General features: G+C 30.8%; 15 protein-coding genes and 1 CRISPR repeat array. Of the genes, 7 read left to right on the top strand and 8 right to left on the bottom strand.

Features of this window, described 5'->3' with window-relative positions; genetic code table 11:
* Window positions 1-16 precede the first annotated feature (16 nt).
* A CRISPR array of direct repeats spans window positions 17-525; the repeat unit is 47 nt; unit sequence GTTGTGAATTCCTTTCAATTTGGTATTTTTACTAAAGCAATTACAAC.
* A gap of 117 nt (window positions 526-642) precedes the next feature.
* The 8 genes from cas2 to EAH69_RS12825 form a co-directional block, all read right to left on the bottom strand.
* The gene (cas2, locus tag EAH69_RS12860; protein ID WP_121935617.1) at window positions 643-981 is read right to left on the bottom strand and encodes a CRISPR-associated endonuclease Cas2; all 339 of its coding nucleotides are present in this window, start codon (window positions 979-981) and stop codon (window positions 643-645) included.
* On the bottom strand, window positions 978-1868 hold the full coding sequence (gene cas1 / locus EAH69_RS12855; protein WP_121935616.1) for a type II CRISPR-associated endonuclease Cas1: 891 nt from the start codon (window positions 1866-1868) through the stop codon (window positions 978-980). The genes cas2 and cas1 overlap by 4 nt, the downstream gene beginning before the upstream one ends.
* A gap of 3 nt (window positions 1869-1871) precedes the next feature.
* The gene (gene cas9, locus EAH69_RS12850) at window positions 1872-6233 is read right to left on the bottom strand and encodes a type II CRISPR RNA-guided endonuclease Cas9 (protein WP_121935615.1); all 4362 of its coding nucleotides are present in this window, start codon (window positions 6231-6233) and stop codon (window positions 1872-1874) included.
* Window positions 6234-6477: 244 nt separating this feature from the next.
* A complete protein-coding gene (locus EAH69_RS12845) occupies window positions 6478-6969 on the bottom strand; it encodes a hypothetical protein (protein WP_121935614.1) in 492 nt (163 codons plus the stop codon).
* Between the two features lie 3 nt (window positions 6970-6972).
* The gene (locus tag EAH69_RS12840) at window positions 6973-7332 is read right to left on the bottom strand and encodes a beta propeller repeat protein (RefSeq protein WP_121935613.1); all 360 of its coding nucleotides are present in this window, start codon (window positions 7330-7332) and stop codon (window positions 6973-6975) included.
* Between the two features lie 59 nt (window positions 7333-7391).
* Entirely contained in the window at window positions 7392-7994 is a 603-nt protein-coding gene (locus EAH69_RS12835) for a hypothetical protein (protein ID WP_121935612.1), read from the bottom strand.
* A gap of 113 nt (window positions 7995-8107) precedes the next feature.
* Window positions 8108-9082, bottom strand: a complete 975-nt coding sequence (locus tag EAH69_RS12830) for a deoxyhypusine synthase family protein (protein WP_121935611.1) — start codon at window positions 9080-9082, stop codon at window positions 8108-8110.
* A gap of 17 nt (window positions 9083-9099) precedes the next feature.
* Window positions 9100-10488, bottom strand: coding sequence for a type III PLP-dependent enzyme domain-containing protein (locus EAH69_RS12825; RefSeq protein WP_121935610.1), 1389 nt, complete (start codon window positions 10486-10488; stop codon window positions 9100-9102).
* Window positions 10489-10939: 451 nt separating this feature from the next.
* On the opposite strand from EAH69_RS12825, the gene EAH69_RS12820 reads away from it, so the two are divergent.
* The 7 genes from EAH69_RS12820 to EAH69_RS12790 are packed head-to-tail and all read left to right on the top strand — an operon-like array spanning window position 10940 to window position 17708.
* A complete protein-coding gene (locus EAH69_RS12820; RefSeq protein WP_121935609.1) occupies window positions 10940-11713 on the top strand; it encodes a ParA family protein in 774 nt (257 codons plus the stop codon).
* Between the two features lies 1 nt (window position 11714).
* Window positions 11715-12614, top strand: coding sequence for a ParB/RepB/Spo0J family partition protein (locus tag EAH69_RS12815; RefSeq protein WP_121935608.1), 900 nt, complete (start codon window positions 11715-11717; stop codon window positions 12612-12614).
* Complete coding sequence (locus EAH69_RS12810) at window positions 12604-13170, top strand: DUF5683 domain-containing protein (protein ID WP_121935607.1); 567 nt, start codon at window positions 12604-12606, stop codon at window positions 13168-13170. Before EAH69_RS12815 ends, EAH69_RS12810 begins: the two co-directional genes overlap by 11 nt.
* A gap of 15 nt (window positions 13171-13185) precedes the next feature.
* Complete coding sequence (gene dapB, locus EAH69_RS12805) at window positions 13186-13890, top strand: 4-hydroxy-tetrahydrodipicolinate reductase (RefSeq protein WP_121935606.1); 705 nt, start codon at window positions 13186-13188, stop codon at window positions 13888-13890.
* 21 nt (window positions 13891-13911) lie between these two features.
* The gene (lepB, locus tag EAH69_RS12800) at window positions 13912-15477 is read left to right on the top strand and encodes a signal peptidase I (RefSeq protein ID WP_121935605.1); all 1566 of its coding nucleotides are present in this window, start codon (window positions 13912-13914) and stop codon (window positions 15475-15477) included.
* Window positions 15478-15491: 14 nt separating this feature from the next.
* On the top strand, window positions 15492-16091 hold the full coding sequence (locus EAH69_RS12795; protein WP_121935604.1) for a WbqC family protein: 600 nt from the start codon (window positions 15492-15494) through the stop codon (window positions 16089-16091).
* Window positions 16092-16103: 12 nt separating this feature from the next.
* Window positions 16104-17708 carry a S8 family serine peptidase gene (locus EAH69_RS12790; RefSeq protein ID WP_121935603.1) on the top strand — a complete coding sequence of 535 codons (1605 nt, stop codon included), beginning with the start codon at window positions 16104-16106 and terminating at the stop codon, window positions 17706-17708.
* The last annotated feature ends 5 nt before the right edge of the window (window positions 17709-17713 follow it).

Raw genomic sequence — 17713 nt, 5'->3', positions numbered from 1 at the left:
ATAATTAGGGTTTCTAGTTGTGAATTCCTTTCAATTTGGTATTTTTACTAAAGCAATTACAACCAGAGATGATTGTATGAAATATACAGGCTAGTTGTGAATTCCTTTCAATTTGGTATTTTTACTAAAGCAATTACAACACCGTAATACAGTTCAGACGCTTATCGACTGTTGTGAATTCCTTTCAATTTGGTATTTTTACTAAAGCAATTACAACTATTAACGTTATTGAAACGAAATGAAGTTAGTTGTGAATTCCTTTCAATTTGGTATTTTTACTAAAGCAATTACAACCTTAACGATTGATACAACAGATTGACCCTCGTTGTGAATTCCTTTCAATTTGGTATTTTTACTAAAGCAATTACAACCTTAACTCGTAACTTGGGGAGGTCGATCCCGTTGTGAATTCCTTTCAATTTGGTATTTTTACTAAAGCAATTACAACTTTAAAGGGCTTGAGTCTGGGTGAAAAACCGTTGTGAATTCCTTTCAATTTGGTATTTTTACTAAAGCAATTACAACCTCATCTTTGATGAGACCTTTAAAATAAAGGTATTGAGCGTTCAAATTAGGATTGTAAAAATTTAAAAACCGATAGAACACTTTAATAATTCTATCGGTTTTTTTGTTTCTATTATTTTAAAATAATTCTAATTGTTGTGGCCCTTTAGGCACATCAGTTTCTTTTTGAGAAAAAAATATTTCCATCAATTCAAATTGTTTATCTGTTATGCTCAGAATACCTACTTTACCATATTCGGGTAATTTATTTTTCACACGATTTATATGGACATCCGCATTTTCTTTGCTTGGACAATGGCGTAAATAAATTGAAAACTGAAACATTACAAATCCATCATCCAACAAATAATTTCTAAATTTAGTTGCTTGACTGCGTTGTTTCTTTGTTTCAGTAGGTAAATCAAAAAAAACTAAAACCCACATAATTCGATATGCATTATAACGACTAAAACTCATTGTAATTCTGGGTAACGAATTATTCGTTGCTCTCCAGTTAAACATTTATATAAAGAACTTGTTGTACTACTTAAAGCAACCAACAACGGTCTTTTTAACCCATCAATTACAACATCTTTTGTAGCTATTTGTAATAAATGACTTTTTGCCTCTTTTGACATTTCCGTTGGCGTAAATGGTTTATTCATCCATTCTAAAACCAATTCATCTACATAAGGTCGATAAGGCTCCATTATATCATCTGCCAAACAATAAGGATTATATTTATTTCGATGAAAAATTCCTATCGTTGGATTCAAACCAGAACTTACCAAAGCTCTTGCCACCATACTGCGCAAAATAGCATATCCAAAATTTAAATAATTATTAGGTGCATCTCCATTACGTTCCCTTGTAAAATTATCAAATAACTGTTTCCAATAATATTGCGCAGCTATACCTTCCATATTAGTAGTATCGCCCGATTTTACTTGATTCAAATACCCTTGCATGGGTTCTGAATTATAACCTAATTTTATAAGTAATTGTTTTTGTTGAAAAATCTTAACTTCCACCGTTTGTTTCCACAATTGCTTTCGTAATGGTTCACTACAATTAATTTGATATTTTAATCGTTCACTATGTACAACATGACCATTCATCGGTAGCATTAATCCTAATGGTAAATGACTCTCATCACAACTAATAATTGCGACATTATTTTGTTGTAACGCCAAAATCAATTGATGACTTATTGTAATTTGAAAGTTATCTAATACCAAAAACCCCATATCTTCAATAGGTACTGATCCTTTAATTTCTTTAGTTAAAGAATCTTCTATTTTTAGTTGATTATCTTTTATTTTTAGGTAAGTAGGAGTACCAATATAAATGGTACGTTTTAGCATAAATTAAACTTTTGTTATATTTCCTAAACGATCTAATTTTAATTTTACACAAACTTCTTTTATTCTGTATTTTGAATCAATCGTAACTTCTAATTTATTTAAACTTCCAAGTTCACCTATTTTGGATTTAGCGTCATAATTTTTAATTAATGTTGAAATATTTGCTTTTATGAAATGACACTCGCTTCCAGTAGAACTTACCATTTTATATACATTTTCACTCTCAATTTCATTATTCTCATTCGGAATAGAAACCAAATCATTCGGTGATAAATAAAACAATAAAGCATGTCCTTTTTCATTGGTTTCTGGTACTGGTGAAAGACCTTGCTTTTGCCTTTCTATTACAAGATTCAAAGGGATTGTATCATAGCTTCGTTTACCTGTTTTATCTTGATAAATACCAAAGAATAAATTGGTACCTTTTGCTGCTTCTACAAACTTTTGTGTTTTATTACCAGTTTCCCCTAAAGCAAACTTTGAACCTTGTTCAAATACACGGACTTTAAGAATTGGTTGATGATTTTTTCCTTCATTATATAGTTTGATATCTTTATTCATCTCTTCAATTCCTTCTGGAGAAAATGCAACTTCAGAATTATTACCTTTTGCTTTTAAAAAATTCAATAATATTTTCTGAATACCAGTATCAGTTATAGAACTTATAGTTTTTTCATTAAACGAACTATCTAATGATTTACGAGTTGCGGTTAATATTTTACCTTTGGCTACTTTAACTCTATCTAAACGTACTTGTCCTGAAACAGTTTCTTTATGCAATGCTTTTCTAACTGCCCAATTTGTACCTTTTTGTTCTACAAAATCCTTTTTAGGTTTTCCATCTTTACTTAAACGTAAATTACCATTTTCATCTTTATAGCTTTCGTAATAGTTGGTTGCTTTATTAATTACTCGTGTATTTTGTTTAAAGCTGACTACAATTTTCTTTAAAGCGGATCTACTATCTTCTGTTAAAGTATTCCATGGCTTTTTAAAATCAGCAAACTTCTCTTTAGATTTTCCTGTTTGTGGATCAATATAGGATTCTTTGTTTCGAAGTTTATTTTGCAAATCGAAACGATAAGATTTTTTATCTTCTTTGCTTCTTCCCTTTTTAGGTAATGCCGATTCGTTGTTTAATAAATTAATGTGATCTTTTGTTGCACATGCAATTACTAAAGCATCTAACGCATGATGACGATGGTCTATTCTCTTTTTATTAAATCCTTTGGATAAATCTATCGGTACGGTTGGTATCAATTTACCATGAGTATTAACAGATGTAAAATCAGTAGAATTAGTCAACTGGTTCATTCGTTCAAAACGCGGTAGAATCAAACCATTCCAAACGTCATTCAATCCCCAATCTTGTTTTAAACGAGTTGTAATTTTACCATTTCCAGGAACAATATTAATTGAATTTAAACCATCATCTTTGGAATCTGGCTTGTCATCTCTAACAATATTAGATAATAATTGAGAAATATATTTACTAATGTATCGTGTATCATTCAGTTGACGCTCAATCATTTTTTCAGGGATATCTTCAGCTAAAAGTTTATTACGTTTTCCCCTATTTTTATCGTAAACACGTTTTACAAAATTTTCGTAAGCTTCAACTTCAAAAATTTGAACTACTTTCCCATTTCCTAAATTAACTTTTTCTCCATGATGATTTTTAATAAAAGCCAAACCAATTTGATTGCCTTTTAATTGATTTACCGAGGCTTCACAAATCACTTTATTACTCATACTATCATCAAAATATCTACTTTGAGGAATGATGTGTTCAATTTCGTATTCGTAAGTAAACAACTTATTCAAAGGAATAATTTGTCCTGTATAAGGCGACTGATATTTCTGTTCTAACCACAATTTGTAACGTTTTAAATCGGAACTGGATGGTTGAGCCGATTTGCTAATTTTTAAAATATCATCTTCAATTTCTGAAACAGAATTTAAAACCCCTTCTTCATAAATTTTTAAAATATCTTGTTGAACAGGCGAATACGGACGAACATTTTCTACAGAATTATCTAAAGCTAATTCAACTAATAATGCTTTAATTCTAAGATTGGTATTTTCATTATCCGTTACGATTGATGATAAACGTTTACGCTCATCGGCTGTGTTTTTCATTTCTCGACCTAATTCGATATGAATTTCATCAAAGAAATCTTTAGCACCATTGCCGTATTGTTGCCAAATATCTTTTACCACGCGCAAAGTTTCAGTTACAACTTGCTCTACAATTGGATTACGTAAAGAATGTTGCTTAAATTCTTTTAGGTAATTCTCTAAATCAGAAATCGAATTCCATTTTCCTACAACCGCAGCTTCTGAATGTCGACCGTAAACAATATATTGACTTAACCAAAGTGGCAAGTTTTGAAAATTTTCTTCTTTATTTAAATTAAATTGAGCTGCTTTTTCTCGAATTCTATTTTTAATTGCTTCATCATATTCTCCTGTAATAATTTTATCAATTCGCTCTTTAGAAGTAGTTAAAATCGTTTCGTAATTCCAATTTTTTCCAAATCGCATTAATGGTAACAACTTCTTAATAGCCTTTTCAGAAAAATTTCCGTAATCAGATTTGAAAGGTGGAAATTTCTTGAAGGATTCAACGAATGATTCAACGTCTAAATTATGTTTATTAGCAAATGATTTTAATGCTTTTTCATATTCTATTTTATCATTAACAGAATAAATGATATGCCATAATGAGAATTCGCTTTCAGTAGTTAAAAAATCAATAGGAATGTCAGCAACTTTATACAGTTTTGATTGAATTAAATAACGAGTTTCGTTCATTGGATATTTTTTATCCTGAACGTAGTTCCAACGGTATTTTTCAATTTCACCTTTTGCAAGTTTTTTTCCTCCGTTTTTATGTTTTATTAGAAACTCAATAACATGTTTTTGCTCAACTTCTTTTTTAGAATTTAAGAAATTTAATAAAGCTTCTTTATCTTCTAAAGAAGTGATAAAATTAGTAGTTACTCTAGTGTCATCATCAGTAGTATAAATTTCTAAATTCTGCAACCATTGTAGCAAACGAAATTCTTGATAATATGGATTTGATTTTGATATTACTTTGATAGGAAACACAACTCCATCTTTAGATTGTCTAGATTCTAATGTGCAATTAGAAATTGAAGACTTTTGGCTTTTTAAAGGTCGTTGATAAAAAATAATATCATTCAAAAATAAATGAACAAAATCTTTAGCTTCTAATGATTGCTGATGCTGTTCATTATTTTTATACAATTCACGAACACAATCATGCAAAAGTTGTTTGCTTTGCAATTCTGTATGGTATTCTTGTTGTTTTCTTAAAATTAGCTCTAATTCTTCTTTATAAAACTTACGCTCAATTGTACGAACAAGTTTACCTTTAATTTTTTGTTTTGGATTTAGGAGTAAATTATCGTAGATATAAGAACCAACCGTTTTTTTAGTTTGAGTAATATCTTGTTCTGTCTTTTTCTTTAATAAAGTCCAATCATCTGCACTTGGAGCGCGAAAACTACGTTTAACTTGCCCTTCTTTATCTAATTTATCAGATCCATCTTCATTAATATCAGTTGTTACAATAAAATCACGTGTTTTATCTTTCCAATCATCCAGCGAAATTTTGCTTGAGCGTCTGTAAATCCAGTCATTTTCTAAATGAACAGAATACCAAGTCTCGCCTTTTTTATTAACTTCTGCATCAGCTACAACTTCCACAACTTTTAAGGAATGAAACTCTATTTTTTTGTTTGGATTCTCATCTTCTTCTTCACCTCTTAACTGATAATAACCACGTTTTTGATTAAAATTCAAAATCAACCAAGCTAATTCTTCTTTATGTATTTTTTCAGTTAATGCTTTTTTTCGTAGATAATAAATTGTCCAATCATAAGGTACAAGACAAGCATCATCATTTTTATCAATCAAAAAATCAGGTTGATTTAACTTAAAATCTTTCATCATTTCTAAAAAAGAATCTTTAAAAAGAAATTCTTTATCAAATGATAGTTTAGGTTCAGTTTCTGCCTTAAACTTTCCAAATCTCTTTGTAAAATCTATGGAATCCTCATAATGTTTGGGAAGAAAGCCTAGAATATGTAATACACGATGCAAACGTTCTCTACGTAATAAATGGCGTTCTCTTAATCTACGAACGCCTCTATAACCTGTACGTTCAGAAGTTTGTGAAATTGAATTTCCCTTTCCAAAATCACCTAAAACATCTTGAGACATTGGAATAATACGTGATCCCATTCCAAGGATTTGTCCTTCTTTACTTTCAAAGTTTTGGTCAATCAAAGCCCACCCAATAGAGTTAGTACCAAGATCAAGACCTAATATTTTTTTCATATATTGTTAGTTGAGTTAATTAGGATAAAATAAATAATACAATATAGTAAAAAAATAAATTATAGAATATTGTTTATTAATCTTTTAGATTAAATAATATTTTATATATTTGGAATTGAAAGGAATTCACAATAAGGATTATTCCGTTGTGAAAACATTTAGCGCCTCGACTATCTTCGGGGCTTTTTTATTTAGAAAAATCAACATCAATAAAAAAAGGATTACCGTTTGGTAATCCTTTTTATTATTTTGTTGTAAAATATTCTTTCATACTGTTTCGTTGTTTCTCGGCCAACTTTTTAATAGTATCAAAATCATAAGTCATATAATATTCATCTTCTACGAATCGGGCTTCAATCAACATAAACATTTCTGCGCAATCTTTTTCAAAACCTGCAAAACACAAGGCAACAACATGATCCATAGCTTGTTTATTAGACATAGACAGTTTTGTTGAATTAATTAACTGATCCATGACATAGGTACGCCCCTTTTCTAAATGTTGTTTAGCTAACTTACGATTACGTTGTAACTGATAAATGTAGCCTAATGATATATGATATTGCGTTTCTCCTTTATAATAGTCAATTAAGTTTTTTAAAGACTGAATTGTTTGATTCATATCTTTATCTACCAAATTTTGCTTATATGTTTTTATTAACTCAAATTCTTGTTGAGAAACCTGAGCTAAAGAAAAACTACTAATAAGCGAAATTATAAAGAAGATTTTTTTCATAAATTATCTTGGATTTTTCTCCCAACGACGACCTTCATCTGGAGAATAACGAATTCCACGAGTTGTTTCTGCAGATAAATGAGTTCCATTAAAATTGAATTTAATAAATTCTCCTGTAAATGCATTCGGCTTAAAGCGTCTTTCCCAACTGTTTCCGTTATCACAAGAAAAGAATATTCCTTTTTCAGCAATTGCTAAAATCACAGGCCCAAGATCTACTAAATCTTTAAACTCTCCTACTTGGTAATCACCTTTAAAACGCATTTTCCAAGTTCTACCTTTTGTAATAGTATATTCGATTTGTCCGTAAACTTTTTGACTAATACGGATTTGCTCTTCACCTAAATTTAATATATCTGCCATTTTATTCTTTAAAGTCACAAAGATAAAGTAAATCTATAACTTTTCCCTTTATTATAGACTTATTCGTTAGAAAGCGTTTTATATTTTAGTTTAGATTGAATGATTTCTATTTGTAGATTAGACACTATTGTATCTTCAATCGATTCATAAAAATCATCCGAATAATCATATTTTAAATCTTCATGTAATTTACCAAAAAGAGTGATCATCGTTTTAATTTTAGATACTTGATACAATCTTGCTTTATAACCAATAACTGAATCTTCATTTTGAATTGATTTATATTTAGCAGAAGAATCTATTAACAAAATTGTACGCAAACGCAATTCGCCATTTACATCTTTTGTAACCTTGGCATAATGATTAATCCTTGATGATAAATTACGAATCATACGCAAGTATAACTTTCCTTTATCTGTATATTTTGAATTAATAATTGAATCAAAATTATCTTTTAATGTAGTTTCAATTTCAGCTTTTAAATCTTCAAAACGTTTAATTAAATCATATTCATCTTCTAATAATTTAAAGTGAAGCTGCTCTATCAATACCTGATCTTTATTAATCAATCGAATTAGCAATTGATTTTTTTCTTTTTCGGGTAAATCAAGAATTTCTTGTTTTAAAGCAGGGATTTGATTTACGTTTAGTTTTTGTTTCATCTAAAGGATTTTTATACTCTTTTCTTCTATCTAAAGAATTTAATATGAATTTATATAAAAAAAGCGATTACAAAAAGTAACCGCTTTTAAATATATTAAAATAGAATGTTCTATTATTGACCTAAAATGTAAGCGAATACTAAAGGTGCAACAATTGTAGCATCAGATTCGATCATGAATTTAGGTGTATCAACATCTAATTTACCCCAAGTAATTTTCTCATTTGGAACAGCTCCTGAATAAGAACCGTAAGATGTTGTAGAGTCAGAAATCTGACAGAAGTAAGACCAGAAAGGAACATCAGTCCACTCTAAATCTTGATACATCATTGGAACAACACAAATTGGGAAATCTCCAGAGATACCACCAGCAATTTGGAAGAAACCAACTCCGTGTCCGTCTGAATTTGCACGGTACCACTCTGTTAAGTAAATCATGTACTCAATACCTGATTTTACTGTATCAGCTTTTAAGTTTCCTTTAATTACGTTTGAAGCGAAGATGTTTCCTGTTGTAGAATCTTCCCATCCTGGACAAACGATTGGTAAATTTTTCTCTGCAGCAGCTACAATCCAAGAATCTTTAGGATCAATTTCGTAGTATTGCTCTAATACTCCAGAATTTACTACTTGGTATAAGTATTCGTGTGGTAAATATCTTTCACCTTTAGCTTCAGCAGCGTGCCATACATCTTCTAAGTGTTGTTGTAAACGACGGAATGCTTCTTCTTCTGGGATACAAGTATCTGTCACACGGTTGAAGTGTTGATCTAATAATTCACGCTCTTGCTCTGGAGTTAAATCTCTATAGTTAGGAATTCTCTTGTAGTGAGAGTGTGCAACTAAATTCATTACATCTTCTTCTAAGTTTGCACCCGTACAAGAAATGAAATGAACTTTATCTTGACGAATCATTTCAGCTAATGATACACCTAACTCTGCAGTAGACATTGCACCTCCTAAAGAGATTAACATTTTCCCTCCTGCATCTAAGTGTGCTTCATAACCTTTAGCAGCATCAACTAAAGCCGCAGCATTAAAGTGACGGTAGTTATGCTCAATAAATTGACTGATTGGCCCTTTACTCATTTTATTATTTTTTTTATTTATTTAACTGTATAACCTAATGTTTTTAAAATTCCTTCATGTCCTTGTTCTTCCGAATAAACTTTAGTCTCGTAGTTTTCATCGATTAAGACATATTTTGGTTGTGGAATTAAACAGTGATGTACACCACCAAAACCACCAATATTATCTTGGTAAGCTCCTGTATTAAAGAAACCAATGTACAATGGTTTTGCCGAATCGTATTTAGGCAAATAGATGGCATTTGTATGTTGCTCTGAGTTGTAATAATCATCAGAATCACAAGTTAATCCTCCTAATAAAACACGTTCGTATTTATCGTACCAACGGTTTACTGGCAACATAATAAAACGCTTAGAAATTGCCCAAGCATCTGGTAATGTTGTCATGAAAGAAGAATCAATCATATCCCAATATTCACGGTCGTTTTGTTTCTTTTGGTATAAAATTTTGTAAACCACACCTCCAGATTCGCCAACTGTGAAAGATCCAAACTCTGTAAAGATATTAGGAACAGGAATCCCTTCTTCTTCACAAATTGATTGAATTTGAGATAAAATCTCTTTGGCCATGTATTCGTAATCATAATCAAAAGTTAATGATGATTTGATTGGGAATCCACCACCGATATTTAAACTATCTAATTCTGGACAAACTTTCTTTAAGTTTACATATACACGTAAACATTTAGTTAATTCATTCCAATAATAAGAGTTGTCTTTAATACCTGTATTGATAAAGAAATGTAACATCTTTAATTTGATGCGATCATTTGGCTTTACCATATTTTGATAAAAAGGAACGATATCTTTATACCCAATTCCTAAACGAGAAGTATAGAATTCGAATTTTGGTTCCTCCTCAGAAGCAATACGAATTCCGATTTCGAAATCGCCTTCAATTGCTTCAGAAAATAAATCTACTTCTTCGTAATTATCAATTACTGTAATTGTTTTACGGTGTCCGTTATTAACTAAACGTGCAATATTCTCTACATATTCTTCACGTTTAAAACCATTACAAACCACATATTGGTCATGGTTCATTAATCCTTCTTCCAATAAACTCTCAACAATATTAATATCATAAGCTGATGAAGTTTCGATATGGATATCATTCTTCAATGCTTCTTTAACGATATGTTTAAAGTGAGAACTTTTTGTACAATAACAATAGTTGTAACTTCCTTCGTAGTTTAATTCTTCACGAGCTTTTTCAAACCAACCTTTTGCTTTCTGAATGTTCTGAGAAATCTTAGGCAAATAAGTAAACTTTAAAGGTGTTCCATGTTCCTCAACTAATTTCATTAAGTCGATTCCGTGGAATTTTAAATACTCTCCGTCTAATGTGAATTCTTCTTGTGGGAAATCAAATGATTGAGTGATTAAGTCGATATATTTAGTTTTCATTATGCTTTAATATTTAAAAAATGTTACGTGTAAAAAAATGGTAATAAGTATGCTTTTCTAATAGATTTCTCTATAGAAATTACCATTAAACACGTATAGCATAATATACTTGATGAAGTAAATTTTGAGAAGAGATTTTTTTTAATCCGCTACTTTTTTGAAAAGCCAGAAAACTTAGGTTCTTCCCTACCTCAGTTCTCTCGAATAAAAGGTCAACACCCATTAATAATTAAAAAACTTTTGCTTTTGCAAATATATAGAATTTAAAAGAGTATGAATGATAAATTAATCGTAAAATTTATTTACTTTCACTTACAATTTATGAATTGAAAACCAACACTTAAATAACTATACAGATAATATTTCTTTAAATCTGTTTATAAATTTCTGTTTATCTAATGGTTTCGATAACTGAATTATTGTATTTTTGAAATCATTTTGAATGTAAAATATGGGGAAAATAATTGCAGTAGCCAACCAAAAAGGTGGTGTAGGTAAAACTACGACTTCTGTTAATTTAGCAGCTTCATTAGGAGTATTAGAGAAAAAAGTATTATTAATTGACGCCGATCCACAAGCAAATGCAACATCTGGATTGGGTTTCGATTTGGAAACCATTGAATGTGGTACATACGAAGTTTTAGAAAATCAAATTGCTGCGAGTGAAGCAATTTTTGAAACTGAGTCTCCAAATTTAGACTTAATGCCAGCTCATTTAGATTTAGTTGCTGCTGAGATAGAAATTGTTGATTACGAAAATCGTGAATATATGTTGAAAACTGCTTTAGCAGAAATCAAAGATAATTACGATTATATCGTTATTGACTGTGCTCCTTCTTTAGGTTTAATTACATTAAATGCCTTAACTGCTGCAGATTCTGTTATTATACCTATACAATGTGAATATTTTGCATTAGAAGGTTTAGGTAAATTATTAAATACCGTAAAAGGAATTCAACAACATCATAATAAAGACTTAGATATTGAAGGTCTTTTATTAACGATGTACGATTCTCGTTTACGTTTATCTAATCAGGTTTTAGATGAAGTAAGTAATCACTTTCCTCAAATGGTTTTCAAAACGATAATTGCTCGTAATGTACGTTTATCTGAAGCGCCAAGTTTTGGAGAAACAATTATACAATATGATGCAGGAAGTAAAGGAGCTGAAAATTACTTAAATTTAGCTCGAGAATTTTTAATTAATAACAACGATACCGTATAATATGGCAAAATCTAATAAGAATAATCGTCTTGGTAGAGGATTATCAGCCTTATTAAAAGATGAACCAACTGTGCATTCAGCTTCTGATGATGGTGCTAAGAAATTAGTAGGAAACATTATCGAAATTGATTTAAATAAGATTACAGCAAATCCTTGGCAACCAAGGACTAATTTTGATAAAAGAAATTTAGAAGATTTAGTTACTTCTATCCAAGCTTTAGGCGTTATTCAGCCTATTACAGTTAGAAAGAAAAACGACGGCACTTATGAATTAATTTCTGGTGAACGTCGTTTTCGTGCTTCAACAATAGCCAATAAAAGAACAATTCCTGCTTACGTTCGTTTAGCGAATGACCAGGAAATGTTAGAAATGGCATTAGTTGAAAATATTCAGCGCCAGGATTTAGATGCAATAGAAATTGCTCTTTCTTACCAACAATTAATCGATGAGGTTAAATTAACGCAAGAAGAATTAAGTAAGCGTGTTGGGAAAGATCGCTCTTCTATCACAAACTATTTACGTTTATTAAAACTTGATCCTATTATCCAAACTGGAATTCGTGATGGTATGATTTCTATGGGACATGGACGTGCATTAATGGCAATTGATGATGCTGATAAACAATTCGAAATTTATGAAAGAATTGTTCGTGATAATTTATCAGTTCGTGATACTGAAAAATTAATCAAAGCAGTAAAAGAAGGTTTACAACCTGAAGATAAAGTGAAGGAAAAAGTTGAATTACCTGAACACTACCAAACTGCGATGGATCGTTTCCAACAACGTTTAAATACAGGTGTTAAAATTCAACGTGCTAAGAATGGAAAAGGTAAAATCATTATCGATTTTGCTTCAGATGAAGAATTTGAACGCTTAAGAAGTTTTTTAAATGAAAACTAAAATTTTAATCCTATCATTTATTTTCCTATCTCAATTTGGGTACGGACAACAAATTATTACGGATGAAATCGTCGTAGATACAGTACAAACTGACTCGATTAACAATTTTACGTTAAAGGACAAAAGTCCAATCAAAGCCTCATTATACTCAGCAGTATTACCAGGAGCTGGACAATTGTATAATAAAAAATGGTGGAAAGCACCAATTGCGTTAGGTTTAGTTGGAACAGGTATTGGATTTACAGCATATTACAATGGTTTACAAAACAAATTTAGATCTGCATATATCGCAGAATTAGAAGGTAGACAACATGAATATTCTGGCATTTTAAATGCAGAACAATTAGCTGTTTATCAAGACGAATACAAAAGAAATCGTGATTACAGTATGGCATTAACTATTTTAGCATATGTATTAAACATTGTTGATGCTACTGTTGATGCACACTTATTTAGTATAAAAAATGATCCTGATTTTACTTGGAAACCAGTAATCATTCAAGATCAATATACTTATCAACCTGTTATGGGTTTAAACTTAAATTTTAAATTTTAAGAAATTAATTACATTATGAAAATTGGATTAATTGGATATGGTAAAATGGGTAAAGCCATTGAAGAAATTGTAGTAGAAAGAGGACATGAAGTTGTTTTAAAAGTTTCTCATACTCCAACACCTGAAGAATTAAAAGATATAGACGTAGCGATTGAATTCTCTCGTCCTGAATACGCATACGACAATCTTAAAGTTTTACTTGAATCAAACACACCAACTATTTGTGGAACAACAGGTTGGTTAGATCAACAAGAAGAAGTAAATCAATTAACTTTAGCTAACAATACTGCTTTTTTATATGCATCTAACTTTAGTTTAGGAGTTAATTTATTTTTTGAATTAAATCAACAATTAGCTCGTATGATGAATAAATACAGAGCTGAATACAATATCAATTTAGAAGAAATTCATCACACACAAAAATTAGACGCACCATCAGGAACTGCTATTACAATTGCTGAAGGAATTATTGATAACACATCTTACAATAATTGGTCTATGGAAGAACAAGGTGAATCTATTATTCCGATTGAAGCAAAACGTATCGAAAATGTTCCTGGAACACATATCGTACAATACACAAGTGAAGTTGATACGATTGAAATTTCACATACAGCACATTCTCGTAAAGGATTTGCTTTAGGTGCTGTTATTGCAGCAGAATGGATTGCAGATAAAAAAGGTGTCTTTTCTATGAAAGACGTTTTAGAACTGAATTAACAACTACTAATAAAAATACTTATGTCACTAATCATTTATTGGATTATTGGTTTTGTACTATACAACATCCTTTTTGGAGCTGGTACATGGAAATTATTTAAAAATGCTGGAAAACCTGCATGGTCAGCATTTGTTCCATTTTTAAATATATGGAACGGACTACAAATTATTGATAGACCAAAATGGTGGATTATTTTATTCTACCTACCTATCGTTGGACCAATTTTTTGGTTAGTAATGTATGTAGATTTAGCTGATTCGTACGGAAAAATAGAATTAAAGGATAAAATCATCATGGTTTTAACTTTAGGTTTATACATTTTCGCAATTAACTATTCAGATAACCCAAAATATTTAGGTGCTGAAAAACGTACTTCTACTATCGTTTCATCTTTATTATTCGCCTTAGTTTTAGCTACTTTAGTACATAACTGGTTTATACAACCAATGATTGTACCTACTGGATCTATGGAAAATACAATTAAAATTGGTGATGCTTTATTTGTAGAAAAAGTAAGTTTTGGTGCTCGTGTACCTTCTACTCCATTAGGAATTCCTTTTTCAGAATTTATCAATCGTGATGCATTCGTAGACAAAGCGCGTTTACCTTACATGCGTTTACCAGGTTGGAGAGATTTAAAATCGAATGACATTGTTGTTTTCAACTACCCTACTGATTCGGTTTACTCTGCAATTGATCGTAAAGATGCCTATGTAAAACGTTTAGTTGGTATGCCAGGTGAAACTGTAGAAATTAGCAACGGAATTTTATACGTGGACGGAAAAAAATTCCAACCTAAATTAGATGCTTTAGTTCAACATTCTTATAAAGTTGTATCTAAAATTCAATTATCTCCAGCTGTTTTATACCAAGATTTTGGTTTAATCCCAACAGATTACCAAGGAACATCTTACCAAGAAGGAAGCACTTTTGTATACGGTTTCCCAGCTTTAACTGAAGCGCACGTAACTGCATTCAAAAATAACTCTAACATTATCAGTGTTGAACCAGCTTTAAAAGCTAAAGGAGAAAAAACAGAACGTATTCGTTACGGAAACCAAATTGATAGTACTTACACTATTTTCCCTGTAAATAAAAACTGGAATGAAGATCAATATGGTAAGTTATACATTCCTAAGAAAGGTGATATTGTAGATATTAACAAAGAAACTTTACCACAATATATTAATGTAATTCGTAAATACGAACAAAATACATTACGCGTAGACTCAGCAAATGGTAAGTTTGATATTTTCGTAAATGATCAAAAAGTTGATAAATACGAAATCAAACAAAACTATTACTTTATGGTCGGTGACAACAGAAACCAATCATTAGATGCGCGTTTCTTTGGATATGTACCAGAAGATCATATCGTAGGACGTCCAATTTTAATTTGGGCAAATATGAATGGTTTATTTGAACAAGCTCCTAAGAAATTTATTTGGGACAGATGGTTTACATCTATCAACAACGATAATCCAAACAAAACTTCATACGGAATTTATGTGTTAATTGCTTTTATTGGATGGATTGGATATGATATCTGGAAAGCAAGAAAAGAAAAACAAAAAAATAAATATTAAGATTAATAATTGAAATGAAAAATACATTTCCAGCTTTTTACTTTGGACCGATTGATTACTTTGCTGATATAGTAAAAAGTGAAACTATTGATTTAGAAGTTTGCGAAAACTTTCAGAAACAAACCTATAGAAGTCGTACAAATATTTTAGGAGCTAATGGTAAATTATCATTAACAATTCCTTTAGTACACGACGGAAATCGTCGCATGAAAGACATCAAACTATCCTACGATCATAATTGGCAAAAAGAACATTTCAAATCATTAAGATCTGCCTATCAGAGTTCTCCATATTTTGAATATTATGAAGACGAAATTGCATCATTTTACGAAAAACAAGAGAAATATTTATTAGATTTAAATATCAAAACTGTCGAATTTATTTTATCAAAATTAAAAGTTGATACGGTTGTAACAAAAACAGAATCTTATCAACTAATTGATGAAGCATTCGATTTCAGAAATAAATACAATGCGAAGAAAGAGGCCAATGTTCATTTTCCTGAATATGTACAAGTATTTGACGAAAAATTTGGTTTCACTCCAGGTTTAAGTATTTTAGACATCTTATTTAGTGAAGGGCCACAAGCGGCTATCTATTTAAAAAATTTATAAAAAAAACATAGAATGAAAAAATTAGTTTTAGCTCTTTCATTTGCTTTTTCATTTGGTTTTGCACAAGCTCAATCAGTTGAAGTTCCAAAAGAAACTTGGTACCATGCAGATGTTGAAACTACAGGTGTATACGGTGTTAATACTGAAAAAGCTTTAAATTTCTTAAAACAAAAAAATAGAAAACCACAGACATTAGTTGTTGGTGTATTAGATTCTGGTGTGGAACATTTCCACGAGGATTTAAAAGCAAACATGTGGGTAAATAAAAAAGAAATTCCAGGAAACGGTATAGACGATGACAAAAACGGTTACATTGATGATGTACACGGATGGTCTTTCTTAGGTACTGCAAAAGGAATTAACTATAATGACGATTCAGTTGAATTAACTCGTATCTACAAAAGTTTAGCTGAAAAATACGATACATTTGATCAACAAAAAAATCACGATGCTATCGTTAAAATTCCTACTGAATATGCAGAATACGTAAAAATCAAAAGAGAGTACTTAGAAACTGTAGGTAAAACTAAATACAACCAACAAGTTGCTCAAGCTAAATTAAATGCTATTGAGCCAGGTTTAAATAAAATGGTTTTAGAATTTGGTGATACTAAATTAACAAAAGATATTATCGCTAACTACCAACCAGTAGATAACCAAGTTATTGAATCTTTATGGATTTTTGGTGAGTTAAAAGAAGAGCAATGGGTTGGAAAAACTATGGCTCAAGTTGCTAATTCTTACTTAGGAATGGCTCGTCGTCAAGCGAAAGCTGATGGATTAACTTCTCACTACAACTTAGATTTAGTTGATCGTAAAAATGTTGACAATCCAAACGATTTAAAAGAAAGATTTTACGGTAACGGAGATTCTAACGGACCTGAGTCTTCTCACGGTACACACGTAGCTGGAATTGTTTCTGCTGTACGCGGTAATAAAATTGGTAATGAAGGTACTGCTGGAGGTAACCACGTAAAAATCATGTCTGTTCGTACAGTTCCAAATGGTGACGAAAGAGATAAAGATGTTGCAAACTCTATTTACTATGCTGTAGATAACGGAGCAAAAATCTTAAATATGTCTTTTGGTAAAGCATATTCTCCAAATAAAGATATTGTATGGGATGCATTTAAATATGCTGCGGATAAAGGTGTGTTAATCGTTAAAGCTGCTGGAAACAGTAACGAAGATATTGATACACACATCCACTACCCAACTAACTTTAGAGCTGATGGATCAACTGTATCAAATGCAGTTTTAACTGTTGGTGCTTCAACACGTAATTCAGATAAATTAAAAGCTGGATTCTCTAACTTTGGTAAGAAATCTGTTGATGTTTTTGGACCTGGAGCAGAAATCTACGCTACATATCCTGGTGTTGATGTATACCGTTTCTTAAACGGAACTTCTATGGCTTCTCCTGCTGTTGCTGGTGTAGCTGCATTAGTTTGGTCTCACTACCCAAAATTAACTGCTGCTGATATCCGTACAATTTTAATGGAAACAGTTAATAAAAACGAGCAGTTATCAGATATTTCTGTAACTGGTGGTGTTGTAGACTCTTACAAAGCTGTACAACGTGCAGAGGAAATCTACAAACAAAGAAAATTAAAATAATCTTT

Source organism: Faecalibacter macacae, from assembly GCF_003687725.1.
In the GTDB taxonomy this organism is placed as follows: domain Bacteria; phylum Bacteroidota; class Bacteroidia; order Flavobacteriales; family Weeksellaceae; genus Empedobacter; species Empedobacter macacae.
Note: the sequence above shows the minus strand (reverse complement) of the source record. Positions and strands in the feature narration are given on the sequence as shown.

What these genes read in the sequence shown, in the direction of transcription:
- cas2 (WP_121935617.1), bottom strand. Translation starts at nt 981, where the DNA reads ATGAGTTTTAGTCGTTATAATGCATATCGAATTATGTGGGTTTTAGTT.
- cas1 (WP_121935616.1), bottom strand. Translation starts at nt 1,868, where the DNA reads ATGCTAAAACGTACCATTTATATTGGTACTCCTACTTACCTAAAAATA.
- cas9 (WP_121935615.1), bottom strand. Translation starts at nt 6,233, where the DNA reads ATGAAAAAAATATTAGGTCTTGATCTTGGTACTAACTCTATTGGGTGG.
- EAH69_RS12845 (WP_121935614.1), bottom strand. Translation starts at nt 6,969, where the DNA reads ATGAAAAAAATCTTCTTTATAATTTCGCTTATTAGTAGTTTTTCTTTA.
- EAH69_RS12840 (WP_121935613.1), bottom strand. Translation starts at nt 7,332, where the DNA reads ATGGCAGATATATTAAATTTAGGTGAAGAGCAAATCCGTATTAGTCAA.
- EAH69_RS12835 (WP_121935612.1), bottom strand. Translation starts at nt 7,994, where the DNA reads ATGAAACAAAAACTAAACGTAAATCAAATCCCTGCTTTAAAACAAGAA.
- EAH69_RS12830 (WP_121935611.1), bottom strand. Translation starts at nt 9,082, where the DNA reads ATGAGTAAAGGGCCAATCAGTCAATTTATTGAGCATAACTACCGTCAC.
- EAH69_RS12825 (WP_121935610.1), bottom strand. Translation starts at nt 10,488, where the DNA reads ATGAAAACTAAATATATCGACTTAATCACTCAATCATTTGATTTCCCA.
- EAH69_RS12820 (WP_121935609.1), top strand. Translation starts at nt 10,940, where the DNA reads ATGGGGAAAATAATTGCAGTAGCCAACCAAAAAGGTGGTGTAGGTAAA.
- EAH69_RS12815 (WP_121935608.1), top strand. Translation starts at nt 11,715, where the DNA reads ATGGCAAAATCTAATAAGAATAATCGTCTTGGTAGAGGATTATCAGCC.
- EAH69_RS12810 (WP_121935607.1), top strand. Translation starts at nt 12,604, where the DNA reads ATGAAAACTAAAATTTTAATCCTATCATTTATTTTCCTATCTCAATTT.
- dapB (WP_121935606.1), top strand. Translation starts at nt 13,186, where the DNA reads ATGAAAATTGGATTAATTGGATATGGTAAAATGGGTAAAGCCATTGAA.
- lepB (WP_121935605.1), top strand. Translation starts at nt 13,912, where the DNA reads ATGTCACTAATCATTTATTGGATTATTGGTTTTGTACTATACAACATC.
- EAH69_RS12795 (WP_121935604.1), top strand. Translation starts at nt 15,492, where the DNA reads ATGAAAAATACATTTCCAGCTTTTTACTTTGGACCGATTGATTACTTT.
- EAH69_RS12790 (WP_121935603.1), top strand. Translation starts at nt 16,104, where the DNA reads ATGAAAAAATTAGTTTTAGCTCTTTCATTTGCTTTTTCATTTGGTTTT.